This window comes from Billgrantia tianxiuensis (assembly GCF_009834345.1).
GTDB lineage: Bacteria > Pseudomonadota > Gammaproteobacteria > Pseudomonadales > Halomonadaceae > Halomonas > Halomonas tianxiuensis.
On sequence record NZ_CP035042.1, the window covers coordinates 2,960,201 to 2,972,696 of the forward strand.

General features: G+C 62.0%; 14 protein-coding genes. 3 read left to right on the forward strand and 11 right to left on the reverse strand.

All coding sequences use genetic code 11. The features are described 5' to 3' along the window. The 11 genes from flgL to flgB form a co-directional block, all read right to left on the reverse strand. A complete protein-coding gene (flgL, locus tag EKK97_RS13660) occupies positions 1-1,296 on the reverse strand; it encodes a flagellar hook-associated protein FlgL (RefSeq protein ID WP_159552639.1) in 1,296 nt (431 codons plus the stop codon). Between the two features lie 20 nt (positions 1,297-1,316). Continuing rightward, the gene (gene flgK, locus EKK97_RS13665) at positions 1,317-2,984 is read right to left on the reverse strand and encodes a flagellar hook-associated protein FlgK (RefSeq protein ID WP_159552641.1); all 1,668 of its coding nucleotides are present in this window, start codon (positions 2,982-2,984) and stop codon (positions 1,317-1,319) included. Positions 2,985-3,045: 61 nt separating this feature from the next. Further along, positions 3,046-4,191 carry a flagellar assembly peptidoglycan hydrolase FlgJ gene (flgJ, locus tag EKK97_RS13670; protein ID WP_159552643.1) on the reverse strand — a complete coding sequence of 382 codons (1,146 nt, stop codon included), beginning with the start codon at positions 4,189-4,191 and terminating at the stop codon, positions 3,046-3,048. Beyond that, positions 4,191-5,330, reverse strand: coding sequence for a flagellar basal body P-ring protein FlgI (locus tag EKK97_RS13675; RefSeq protein WP_234286844.1), 1,140 nt, complete (start codon positions 5,328-5,330; stop codon positions 4,191-4,193). Before EKK97_RS13675 ends, flgJ begins: the two co-directional genes overlap by 1 nt. 21 nt (positions 5,331-5,351) lie before the next feature. Beyond that, entirely contained in the window at positions 5,352-6,017 is a 666-nt protein-coding gene (locus EKK97_RS13680; protein WP_422673571.1) for a flagellar basal body L-ring protein FlgH, read from the reverse strand. Between the two features lie 91 nt (positions 6,018-6,108). Further along, positions 6,109-6,891, reverse strand: a complete 783-nt coding sequence (flgG, locus tag EKK97_RS13685) for a flagellar basal-body rod protein FlgG (RefSeq protein ID WP_159552647.1) — start codon at positions 6,889-6,891, stop codon at positions 6,109-6,111. 112 nt (positions 6,892-7,003) lie between these two features. Further along, complete coding sequence (locus tag EKK97_RS13690; RefSeq protein ID WP_159552649.1) at positions 7,004-7,759, reverse strand: flagellar basal body rod protein FlgF; 756 nt, start codon at positions 7,757-7,759, stop codon at positions 7,004-7,006. A 20-nt stretch (positions 7,760-7,779) separates the two neighbouring features. After that, positions 7,780-9,051, reverse strand: coding sequence for a flagellar hook protein FlgE (flgE, locus tag EKK97_RS13695; RefSeq protein ID WP_159552651.1), 1,272 nt, complete (start codon positions 9,049-9,051; stop codon positions 7,780-7,782). A 55-nt stretch (positions 9,052-9,106) separates the two neighbouring features. After that, on the reverse strand, positions 9,107-9,796 hold the full coding sequence (gene flgD / locus EKK97_RS13700; RefSeq protein WP_159552653.1) for a flagellar hook assembly protein FlgD: 690 nt from the start codon (positions 9,794-9,796) through the stop codon (positions 9,107-9,109). Positions 9,797-9,798: 2 nt separating this feature from the next. Next, complete coding sequence (gene flgC / locus EKK97_RS13705) at positions 9,799-10,206, reverse strand: flagellar basal body rod protein FlgC (RefSeq protein ID WP_159552655.1); 408 nt, start codon at positions 10,204-10,206, stop codon at positions 9,799-9,801. A 34-nt stretch (positions 10,207-10,240) separates the two neighbouring features. Further along, the gene (gene flgB, locus EKK97_RS13710) at positions 10,241-10,654 is read right to left on the reverse strand and encodes a flagellar basal body rod protein FlgB (protein WP_159552657.1); all 414 of its coding nucleotides are present in this window, start codon (positions 10,652-10,654) and stop codon (positions 10,241-10,243) included. Positions 10,655-11,147: 493 nt separating this feature from the next. On the opposite strand from flgB, the gene flgA reads away from it, so the two are divergent. The 3 genes from flgA (at position 11,148) to EKK97_RS13725 (ending at position 12,392) form a co-directional block, all read left to right on the forward strand. After that, positions 11,148-11,528, forward strand: coding sequence for a flagellar basal body P-ring formation chaperone FlgA (flgA, locus tag EKK97_RS25480; protein ID WP_277987358.1), 381 nt, complete (start codon positions 11,148-11,150; stop codon positions 11,526-11,528). Between the two features lie 136 nt (positions 11,529-11,664). Continuing rightward, positions 11,665-11,946 carry a flagellar biosynthesis anti-sigma factor FlgM gene (gene flgM / locus EKK97_RS13720; RefSeq protein ID WP_159552659.1) on the forward strand — a complete coding sequence of 94 codons (282 nt, stop codon included), beginning with the start codon at positions 11,665-11,667 and terminating at the stop codon, positions 11,944-11,946. Then, positions 11,943-12,392, forward strand: coding sequence for a flagella synthesis protein FlgN (locus tag EKK97_RS13725; RefSeq protein ID WP_159552661.1), 450 nt, complete (start codon positions 11,943-11,945; stop codon positions 12,390-12,392). Before flgM ends, EKK97_RS13725 begins: the two co-directional genes overlap by 4 nt. The last annotated feature ends 104 nt before the right edge of the window (positions 12,393-12,496 follow it).

The following is a 12,496-nucleotide window of genomic DNA, read 5'->3' on the forward strand; positions in this document are numbered from 1 at the left end:
TCATAGGAAGTTGAACAGCGACAAGCCCTTGACGTCGACGAAGGCCTTCTGGGCCGCCTGCAGGCCCACCTGGCGCAGGCTGTACTCGGCGATTGCCTTGCTGTAATCAAGGTCGACCAGATCGGAAAGCGTCTGTTCGTAGTTCATCATGCGGTTACCGCCAACGGCGTCGACCACATCCAGCTCGTTGAGACGCGCTCCCATGGAGGCGCGAACGGTAAGAACGTTGTCAAGGCTATTGTCGAGTTCACGCATCACCGTATTAACGGTGTTGCGGAAATGTGCGCGATTATCGTCCATGCCTCCCTGGTCCAGCTCGAGCAGGTCGATGGCATCCTTCAATGACTTGAAGAGGTCCTGGTTGGCGTTTTCATTGTTGGCCGGGCGCAGCTGGATCTGATCACCATCGACAGGCGTGCCTTCCAGGGTGATATTGACACCACCGAAGCTGACGGTTCTTCCAGACACATAGGTGGCATCGGTGACGATAGGCGTTCGCGTACCGTCTTCCTCGACGACACTGACAGAATACACCGGATTGCCATCCACATCGCTCGAGAACTCCAGCTCGAACGGCTTGCCAAAGTCGGCGTTGTTCGGGTCCACCCGGTTCGGGCCACTGGTAAAAGCCACCGAACCTTCGTTCCGAACATGATCAGGCTGGGTGCCGATGCTAATATTGCCTGGCGATGCTTTCTCCGCCCGTGCCACGTAGCCGGCACCGGACGGCACGCTCTGGAAGATGGTCTTGCCGTTGTCGGCTACCGGCATCAACCGCGAGGCGTCGATGCGCTGCTCACGCGTGTTCGTGTCGCCAACGTAATTGACGCCAGAAACTCCCTCGCCAGCAGTACGGGCAAAAGGCGGAGAGTTGTCCTGATAGCCACCGAACAGGTAGCGCCCATTGCCATCGGTAGCATTGGCCTGGCCGATCAATGTCTCGTAGATGCCACGCAGCTCCGAGGCTACCGATTGGCGATCGACATCGCTCAGGGTGTCGCTTGCCGCCTGTACCAGCAGTGTCTTGGCACTGGTGATGGCATCGGCGACGCTATTGAGCACGCTCTCGGCCTGGGCCAGAGAATTGCGCGCCGTCACCCGAGCATCGGCGTACTGCTGGGTCACCGCCATGGCCTGGGAGACACCGACCGAGCGAGAGGCCGCCTGGGGGTCGTCGGAGGGGTTCACGACCCGACGACCGCTGGCGATCTGCTGGCCGACCTTGAGGAAGTCACTCTGCTGCCGGTTCATGGATGCCACGCTCTGATCGAACATGGTCACGGTGCTGATACGCATCGTACTGGACTCCCTGAAGATCAGTTACGCAAGCCGAGGATGGTATCGAACAGCGTGGAAGCGGTATCGATGACCCTGGCATTGGCCATGTAGTATTGCTGGTAGCGGATCAGATTAGCGGCCTCCTCGTCCAGGTTGACGCCGGACTCGGACTGCTGAACCGCCTTGAGCTGATCGGTGAGCCCCTGACGTGCATCGAGGTTGACCTTGACGATATTGGTGCGGTTGCCCACGTCACTGACGATACCTGCGTAAGCTTGGCTGATCGTTGCACGCCCTCCTACCAACGTTTTGCTCTGCAGGTCCTGCAACGCCAGGGCATTGCGGTTGTCGCCGGTGCCGGACATGATCCAGTCGGCCGGATCGTCTTCAGGATTGAGCGGCTGGGCAGCCGCGATCTTGTCCAGGTCACTGATCTGGGACTCAAAATTGGCTGCGACACGACGGACCGGCTGCACCTCGAAGCGGTCTCCGTCAGCTGGTGTGCCACTGAATTCCAGCGTAATACCGCCAAAGCTGAGTGTAGAGGAACCGGCATCCCAGTCGATCTCATCGGCCGGCATGGCTTGTCCGTTGTCCTTGCGAATCACCTGCGGTTCGCCGCCAGCAAAGCGCACCGTGTAATCGGTAGCGCGCAGCTTATCGATGTTCGCTGCATCGAAGCTGGCAGCCGTCACCTCTTCACCACTGGTATTGCGCGTATGCGAGTAGGCCTGAGGCTGACCAATGCCGAAGAAATCGACGCCTGGTTCACCGTTGAGGTCCATGCCCAGGCGATGCTGTTCGTTGAAGCCCACCGTCAGTGACACCGCCAGTTGGCCGATCTGGTTCTGGGTCTTGTCCAGCGTCTCGGCGCGGAAAGTCATCAGGCCGCCCAGAGTGCCGCCCTTGATCGTGTTTTCCGGCAGTGCCACCAGGTTGCCGCCGGAGTCGCGATACCCCAATACGGTGCGCTGCGGATCGTTGGGCGCATCCATCGCCTCCAAGCGATAGTGATTGGTGCCGGACACCAGCGGCTGACCGTTGGGCAGGCTGATGTTGTAGCTCTTGCCATCCTGGATATCGAGACGGATATCCATGCGCTCGCTGAGCTCGGCCACCAACTGGTCGCGCTGGTTGAGCAGGCTGTTGGGCGCTTCGCCGCTGCGTGCACGGGCCAGGGCAATTTCGCGATTGAGGGTCGCGAGCTGCTCGGTCACGTTGTTGATCTGGGTGACTTCATCCTTGATCTGGCCATTGATACCTTCCTGCATGTCCTGCATGTAGCTGTCGAAGGCGCGGAACTGCGCGGTCAGGGTATCGGCAGTGCCGAGCAGCCCCTGGCGTGCGGCAGGATCGGAAGGCGCGCCGGCAAGATCCTCCAGCGACGAAAAGAAGTTCTGCATCAGCGGTGCCAGGCCGGCCTCGCGGTCGGCCAGCAGGTTGTCGATCTGACTGATCTGATTCTCGTAGGCCTTCAGCGCACTGGAAACGCTGGTCGCGGCGTTGAGCTGCGAGGCGACGAACTGATTGAACTGACGCTGGATGGCATTGACCTGCACCCCGGCATCGGCGCGGCTCTGGCCCAGAATCGTCAGTTCCCTGTTGTAGCCGGGAGTATAGACGTTGCTGATATTGTTGCTGGTCGTGTTCAGCGCGTTCTGGGCGGCATTCAGGCCGCTCAGGCCGACGGAAAAAATGATGCTCATGGTGTCGTTTCCTTTCGCCAATGCCTGGTATATCGGCCTGAGTCACCGGAACTTTAGGAAATCAATAACTGAAAAAGACCAGCGAGTCGCCACGCTGCGGCTGCATCGGTCCCATGCTGTTCATTACCGCGATCAATTTGTCGGCGTATGCCGGGTCGGTGGCATAACCGCCAGACTGCAGCGCCCTGGCCGCCTGCTCCGGGCTGCCTGCCGTCGTCACCGCGGCATAGCGGGGATTGTTACCGATCAGCCGTGCATAGTCGGTGAAGGCTTCCTCGAAGGAGCCATAGACGCGGAAGGTATCGACCACACGCGTGCGGCGACCGTTGACATACTCATGGGTGACGATGTCCGTGGTATGTCCCTTCCAACTACTGCCCGCCTTGATGCCGAACAGGTTGTAGCTGTTGCCGCCGTTGGCGGTGGGAATTTCATGGCGTCCCCAGCCGGTTTCCAGAGCCGCCTGGGCCAGGATCAGCTCGGCCGGCACGCCGGTCTTGCGACTGGCGGCCTGGGCGGGTGCCGAGAGACGCTCCATGAAGCGCTTGGCATGTTCGCCGGCCGGTGCGCTAGCCGGCGTGCCAGTTGGAGCAGGTCGGGCTGACGTCAGGTTGCCTTGGGCCGAGCTGGCATTTCCCGTACCTGATGCCGCGCCGGGCAGCGTCGCGTCGAGCGCGGTCATGAACCCACCGCGCACCGCCTCGAGTTCTTCAAGGAAGTTGGCCGGCATGGTTGCCACTTCGGCCTCTTGCACAGGCCTTGAGGACTCACGCGCGTCACGGCGTGCCTCCTCTGGGCCTGCGGGTTGCAGCGCATCCTGTAGTACCCGGGGTGTACCGCGAGGAATACCGGCGATCAGCTCGCCAAGCTCACGATCCGCCAATCTAGTACGTGAAGACGAAGTTCCCAACTGTCCTTCCAGCTGGGCAACGAGATGGTCGGCCAGGCCGATGCCCCGCCCCGCCATGGTCTGCGCCCATTGCTGGTCGAGCATCGACTGGTAGAACTCGGCCTGCTGACTGTCGAGCAGCCCACCCGAGGGAATCGTGTCGCGCATGCTCTTGAGCATCATCTGCAGGAACAGCGCCTCGAACTGTTGGGCAGCGCCACGCAGGCCAGCCGCCTCGTCGTTGCGCGCGGTATGCTTGAGCCGTTCGAGCCCCTGCACGTCGAGGGCGAACTGGCTGCTCATGTCCTGGATGCTCATCAGATGATCTCCAGGTCGGCACGCAGCGAGCCGGCTGCCTTGAGTGCCTCGAGAATCGCCATCAGGTCGCTGGGCGTGGCGCCAAGCGCGTTGAGCGCATTGACCACGTCCACCAGATCGGCTCCTTCGACCACGCGCAGGTAGGCATCCTGCTCCTGAAGTTCGATCTCGGTATCGGGCACGACCACGGTCTCGCCCTCGCCGAAGGGGGCCGGCTGGCTGACCAGGAAGCGGGTATCGATGACGATCGACAGGTTGCCGTGCGCCACCGCGGCACGCCGCAGTGTCACGGCACTGTTCATTACCACGGAACCGGTGCGGGCATTGAAGATGACCTTGGCCGGAGCCTCCATGGGTGTGACGCGAATGTTCTCCACCTGGGCCATGAAGTTGACCCGAGAGTTGGGATTCATGGGGCCATCGAGGGCAATCACCCGGCCGTCGCGTGCCGCCGCCACGGGGCGACCGAACTCGTTGTTGATGGCATTGACCACCCGCTGCGCGGTGCCGAAGTCGGCCTCCTTGAGTTCAAGCTCGAGCAGCCCCGCATTGGCACCGAGATCGAGCGGCACCTCGCGCTCGACCATGGCCCCGCCGGCAATACGCCCGCCCGCCAGTTGGTTGACCTGCACCTGGGCACCGCCCGCAGCTGCCCCGGCCCCACCTACCAGCAGGTTGCCCTGGGCAATCGCGTAGGTGTCGCCATCAGCGCCCTTGAGCGGGGTCATCAGCAGGGTGCCGCCACGCAGGCTACGGGCGTTACCGATGGAGGATACGTTGACGTCCAGCCGCTGCCCTGGCCGCGAAAACGGCGGCAGGTCGGCAGTCACCATGACCGCCGCCACGTTGCGCAGCTGCATATTGGTGCCCGGTGGCACGGTAATGCCCAGTTGAGACAGCATGTTGGTCAGGCTCTGACCGGTGAAGGGAGCCTGCATGGTCTGGTCGCCGGTACCATCGAGCCCGACCACCAGGCCATAGCCGACCAGAACGTTGTCGCGCACGCCGGCGAAATTGGCGATCTCGCGAATGCGCTCAGCCTGGACCGGCAGCGCCAGCAGGCATAGACATGCCAGCAACAGGAGCTTCGCCACCAAGGAAGGAGAACGGTTTGGCTTGAACTTCATGGGAGTCGTCATGGTCGCCTCGCTCGCGGTCGCTCAGAAAGGCGATATGTTCAGGAAGAAGCGCTGCAGCCAGCCCATATGCTGCGCCTCGCTGATATAGCCGTTGCCCACGTACTCGATACGCGCATCGGCCACTGCGGTCGAGGGCACCGTGTTCTGGCCGGTAATGGTGCGCGGGTTGACCACCCCGGAGAAACGAATGAACTCGACCCCTTGGTTGATGCCGATCTGCTTCTCGCCACGTACCCGCAGATTGCCGTTATGCATTACCTCGAGCACCGATACGGTGATAGTGCCGGTAAAGCTGTTGTTGGCCTGGGAGCCGCCGCCGCCATTGAAGCTGCTGTTGCCGGAAAGGTCAGCAGACAGGTCGACGCCACGCTCGGCCAAGCGCTCCAGCACATCGGGCAGCGCTGAAAGATCGAGCCCCGCCGAGCCGTTGCGACTCATGTTGGACTGTGAGTTCTTGCTGGCACTGACTTGTTCATCCAACACGATGGTCAGGATGTCGCCCACCATGCGCGGACGGCGATCCTCGAACAGCGGCTGCGAGCCGCGGTGAGACTGATAGATGGAGCCGTTGGCCAGCCGCGGCGGCGGCTCGGTAATATTGATCTGCTCCTGCTCCCCCACCACCGAGGCGCGCGGCACCTGGGCGCACCCACCCAAGGCCAACATCGCAATGGCAAGAATCGCCATGGCCACTCGCGGGGCCGCCAAACTCGTACCTTTCATTCTCACTCGCTTCCGGCCCTACTCTCGTGGTCCAGGAGGTTCAATGTGTCGACGATCACAGCTGGCTCAGGCGCGCCAGCATCTCATCGCTGGTCTGCACGGCACGGCTGTTGATTTCATAGGCCCGCTGGGTCTGGATCATGCTGACCATCTCCTCCACCACGTTGACGTTGGAGGTTTCCACATAGCCCTGGAATAGCCGACCGGCCCCGTTCATGCCCGGCATGGTCTCGTTGCGCGGACCCGAAGCGGTGGTTTCCAGGTAGAGGTTGCCGCCTATGCTCTCGAGGCCGGTCGCATTGACGAAGGTGGAGATGGTGATCTGGCCCACTTCCAGTGCCTGGTTCACGCCGGGCTGGGTCACCGAGACGATGCCGTCTTCACCGATGGAGATCGACAGGGCGTTGTCGGGGATGATGATGGCCGGCTCCAGCGGGTAGCCATTGGCGGTCACCATCTGGCCGTTCTCGTTCAACTGGAAGCTGCCATCGCGGGTGTAAGCAGTGGTGCCATCGGGCATCAGCACTTGAAAGAAGCCGTTACCGTTGATCGCCAGGTCGCGGGAGTTCTCGGTGTGCTCGAGACCGCCCTGGGTATGCAGGCGCTCGGTGGCCACTGGGCGCACACCGGTACCCACCTGCATGCCCGAAGGCAGGCGATTCTGTACGTCGTTCTGCGCACCGGGCTGACGCAGGTTCTGATACAGCAGGTCTTCGAACACCGCACGCGAGCGCTTGAAACCGTTGGTGCTAACGTTGGCCAGGTTGTTGGAAATGACGTCCAGCTTGACCTGCTGTGACTCCAGGCCGGTCTTGGCCGTCCATAGTGACTTGATCATGATACGTTTCCTCGACCCTACGGGCCGTCAGCCCGAGTTTGGGTACCTTTAGCCTTGGGCGGAGAGCCCTCAGCTCTTGTATAGAGAGCCCTCAGCCCTGAATAAAGAGCCCTCAGCCCTGAATAGAGAGCAGGTTGTTGGCCCGCTGGGCATTCTCGTCGGCAGTGCTGATGACCTTCATCTGCATTTCATAGCGTCTAGCCACGTCGATCATCGCCACCATGGCCTCCACCGCGCTCACGTTGCTACCTTCCAGCGCACCGCTGACGACTCGGGCATCATCATCGGCCTCGAGCGCCGCCACCTCGCCTTCGGCATTCGGCGGCATGCGGAACAGGCCATCTTCACCTCGCAGCAGCGCCCGCTCCGGCGTGACCAGCTTGAGCCGGCCGACATCGACCAGCGCCGCGGGACCCTCTCCTTCGCCGATGGCGCTGAGCGTGCCGTCGGCACCGATGGTGACGCTCGACCCCAGCGGCACGATGATCGGACCTCCCTCGCCGATTACCGGCCGGCCCAGCACGGTCACCAGACCATCGCCGTCCACTTCGAGATCGCCGCGTCGGGTATAGGCCTCACTACCATCGGCAGCCTGTACGGCGAGCCAGGCATCACCCTGCACGGCGACATCCAGATCACGCCCCGTGCGGGTGATCGGCCCCGGGCTGAAATCGCTGCCAGGAGTAGTCGCAGCAACCGAGACGCGGGTCGGCAGCGCACCGTCGCCCTGCACCGGCACCGCGCGCATGGCGTGCAGTTGGGCGCGAAAGCCGCTGGTCGAGACGTTGGCCAGGTTGTGGCTGACCACCGACTGCTGGTCCATGCTCTGCTTGGCCCCGCTCATGGCGGTATAGAGGATGCGATCCATGACTCAGGCTCCGTCCCGTCTTAGCGCAGGTTGATCGCGGTCTGCAGGAGTTCGTCCTGGGTCTTGATCGTCTGCGAGTTGGCCTGGTAGGCCCGCTGCGCCACGATCATGTTGACTAGCTCACGCGCCATGTCGACGTTGGAGGTTTCGACCGCGCCGGAAACCACGCTGCCCAGTAGGCCGGTGCCTGGAGCACCGACCAGCTCCTGGCCCGATTCGTTGGAGGCCCGCCAAACGTTGTCGCCGGCGGGTGTCAGGCCTTCGGGGTTACGAAAGCTAACCAGGGCGACCTGGCCCGCCGGGCGCGACTCCTCGTTGGAGTAGTTACGCATGACAGTGCCATCCTCGTTGATGGTGATGCCTACCAGGGTCCCGGAGGTATAGCCGTTCTGAGTCAGACTGCTGACGGTGGAGCTATTGCCGAATTGGGTGGAACCGGCGAGATTGAGGTCGAACTCAAGATCCAACGGCTCACCATTGAAGAATTCATTAGTAGGAAACTGTATACCAGCAATCGCGCCGTTAGCCCCTACGTTGCCTCCGCCATGTACAAGCTTACCGTTGGCATCGAACTCCAACGTGTATGTAGTAGCAGTATCAGGAGTCGCCCCACCCAAGGCTTGTCCATCCAGTGTCATCTTGGCGGTCCATTCATTGGAACCGACCTTCTCGTAATAGACCGAGATATTGCGTGGGTTGCCCAGCGAGTCGTAGACGGTGAAGTTGTTCGAATAGTGGTAATCGATCGATACCGGATCGCCATTTACGTCACGGGCCTCGACGGTGCTCATATCGTCGGAGCCCGGCTGCATGCGTGCATCCAGGTTTAGCGTAGTGCCGACACGTGTCGTGGCGCTAGCGGCCAGCTCCTCGGAGGAGACGTTGAGCGGCACCGGCTGGCCACCCACCTGCACCTGGCCGGCGGCATTGAGGCCATAGCCCATAATCTGGAAGCCCTGGGCATTCACCAGATCGCCGTTGGGTTTCATGGTGAGCTGACCGTTACGCGAATAGACCACTTCGCCGCTGGTATCCATGAAGCGGAAGAAGCCGTTGCCAGCCACCGCAAGGTCCAGGTTGCGATTGGTAGACTCGATATTGCCTTCGTTGAAGTTCTGCAGCACCGCAGAGACCCGCGTACCCAGACCGACACGAGAGTTGGCGAATACGTCGGAGAACTGGACGTTGGAGCCCTTGAAACCCACCGTCTGGGAGTTGGCAATGTTGTTACCGATCGCTCCCAGCTTCTGCGACTGCGAATTCAAGCCGCTCAATGCTTGTGAAAAACTCATTTTTCGTTCCTCTGCCTACGGCTAAATATGCCGCTATGCGCGGTTCTTTTAAAAATCAGAGTATTTGCTTGACCTGGTCGAGTCCGACCTGGCCATAGACGGCACCCAGATCCAACTTCACGCCGCCGTTCTTGTCAGGCGGCGTCACACCTCCGACCACGGCATAGTTGAGGGTGGTGGCGTCCACGTTCTTGTCACCGCTGGTGGCCTCGATGCGAACCCGGTAGGAGCCCGAAGCAGCCGCTTCGCCCTCACTGGTGCGTCCATCCCAGGTGAAGGATTCCACCCCCGCCTTGGCCGGCCCGATGTCGTAGCGGTTGACCACCTGGCCGCTGGCATTGGTGATTACCACACGCACGTTGTCGGCCGACTGGGGCAGCTCGATGCCGAACGGCGTGGTATGCAACTCGCCATCTTCACCATGCTCGAGCAGCAGTCGGTCGCCCGGCACCAGCACGCCCTGGCCGATCAGGGCCGTGGCCTGCAGGGTCTGGCCGGCATTCATCTGCTCGGTGATACCGTTCAGGGTCTTGTTGAGATCCTCGATGCCGCTGACGGTGTTGATCTGGGCCAGCTGAGTCGTCATCTCATGGTTATCCATGGGATTGAGCGGATCCTGATGCTGCATCTGCGCGATCAGCAGGGTCATGAAATTGTTGCGCAGCTCAGCGGACTGACTGGCATCGCGAAAAGAGTTGCCCGCGTTCACTCTCGAAACGACATTGGAATCGATGGTGTTGGACATGATCAGCCCTCACCCAGCGTGAGCGTCTTGAGCATCATCTGCTTGCTCGTATTCATGACCTCCACGTTGGCCTGATAGGAGCGTGACGCCGAGATCATGTTGACCATTTCATGCACCGGCTCGACGTTGGGCATGGACACGTAGCCCTCCTCATTGGCCAGCGGATGCTCGGGACGGTACTCCATGCGCAGCGGCGAGGGATCCTCAACCACTTGGCGCACGCCGACACCGCCAATGCCATGCCCACCTTGCAGGCGCGACTCGAACAGCACCTGTTTGGCTCGGTAGGCTTCCCCATCCGGCCCGGCCACGCTGTCGGCATTGGCCAGGTTGCTGGCGGTAACGTTCATTCGCTGCGACTGGGCGCTCATGGCCGAGCCGGCGATATCGAACACGGAAAATATCGACATGGTACGATTTCTCTCCTCTGTCTGATCCGGCCTGTCACTCCGGCTGCATGGCGTTCTTCAGCCCCTGGATGCGGCTGTTCATGATGGTGAGCGCAGCCTGGTAGCGCACTGCGTTGTCGGCGAACTGGGTACGCTCGCGATCCATGTCCACGGTGTTACCATCCAGGCTCGGCTGGTCGGGTATGCGATAGAGCAGATCCTGCCTGGGCGTTGCTGGAGCCTGGCCCGCCAGATGCCGCTCGGAGGTACGAGCCAGCGACAACCCGCCGCCAGTCGGGCGGCCCTGCTCGACGGCCTTCTTCAGCTCGCTGGCGAAATCGATGTCGCGCGCCTTGTAGTTCGGCGTGTCGGCATTGGCGATGTTGCTCGCCAGGATTTGGTGACGCTGCTGGCGTAAGCCCAGCGCCTGCTGGTGGTAATTAAAGGCGGCCTCGAGCTGGTCGATCATGCCGGCGCTCCCCGTGCGAAACCCAGATGGAAGACATGCGGAACTTCTTGAGGTTGAAGAATAGCGACGCCGCTGTCATTTCAATGGCAGGAACAGGCCGGTTTTCCTCGTTCATTTCCGCTGTTTCAGCCGCGTACCGCCAGCTAGAATCCTGCCATCACCTTCCTGCTGGACGGCATTGCCCCATGCGCCTGACCCGCTTCGCCCCGCTGCTCTCGTTTTTTCTGGCTGGCTGGCTGGCGATACCGGCCGCCTCGGCCGAAGACGCCGAACTACTGCAAGTCGTACACGGCTTCCTGCACGAAGAGGCCCGCACGCTGGGCGACGAACTCATCATCGAACTGCGCCCCCTTCCGCCAGACTGCCGGCCTGCGAATCGCCCGAGCCCTTCCTCACGCGCCCGGGAGAAGTTCCCCTGGGCCGCGTCTCCGTCGGCGTACGCTGCGGCAGCGATGGACGCCAGGTGCGCTACCTGCAGGCGGAGGTTGGGGTCATGGGTGACTATCCGGTCCTTGCCGCTCCGCTAGCAGCGGGGGAAACCGTGCGCCGCGACCATCTCGCCTCGCGATCAGGCAACCTGGCCGAACTGCCTAACCGAACCCTGCTCGATCCCGATGAGATCGTGGGCCAGGTGGCAACCCGCGCCCTGCCGCCCGGCCAACCGCTGCAGGCCCACCAGTTCCGCAGCCTGCCCCTGGTGGAGAGAAATCAACGAGTCGTGGTCGAAGCCCGAGGCGCGGCATTTCGCATCTCACGTGAAGGGCAGGCGCTGGAGCCAGGCGGACTGGGCGACCGCGTTCGAGTCCGCTTCGATAACCGCGAAGTGGTAACGGCAGAGGTGGTCGGAGAGGGTGTCCTTGTCGTAGACTTCTGACATCGCCCAGCACATTTGACGGATGCTTCGAAGCGCTCTGAGAGCCGCGCCTAAGAAGGGCATCGCTTGAAAAGCCTAAAGTTATCTGCCGGACTGCCGATAACCGGTAAAAGCATTCGGCCATGAGGCAACTATCGTGAAGATCAACAGCCAGAATCCCCTGACTCGCCCGCCCCAGACGGCTCCGCGCGAGGAAGCCCAGCCGGTCAAGGGCGCCACGCCCTCGGGTCGTCAGGAACCCGGTCCGTCAGCCGCCACTCACCTCAGCCAGAAGGCTGCCGATTCCTCACGCGACATCGACATGGCACGCGTCGAGGAGATCCGTGAGGCCATTCGCGAGGGACGGCTGGAGATTCGGGCCGAGCGTATCGCTGACGCCCTGATCGAATCACTGGCGGCGGAGAGCCGCACGGAATGAGCCTGGCGAAACTTCTTCAGGAGCAGCAGCGGCGCCTCGGCGGCATCATCGAGCTACTCGAGCGTGAGCGCACCCTGCTGGCCGATGCCGATCTCGATGGCAAGGCGCTTGCCGATATCGCCGAGCGCAAGCAGGAGCTATTGTCGCGGGTGGAAGCCAGCGAAACGCTGCGCCAGGGAGTACAGCGTCGGCTCGGCTACGCGGACGGAGCGGCGGGCGCCCATCAGGCAGCCGTCGACGCCGGCTGCGGGCAGGCCTGGAAGCAAACCCTGGAACTGACTCGCGAGGCTCAGCGCCTCAATGCACTGAACGGCAAGCTGGTCAGCCTGCGCATGGAGCAGAACACGAACCTGCTCGACATGATTCACCGGGTGGCCGAGAAGACCACGTACCGCTCCAGCGGTCGCGTCGCCGCCCAGTCAGGCCGTATCGACGCATCGGTCTAGGCGCTTTCGTCCCTGCCCTGTCTGCGTATCAGCCCCTGCTTGACCTAGACCTCACGACAGGGCACTCGCCAACGACTCCAACTCCTGGCCCCGCTCTCTCTGGC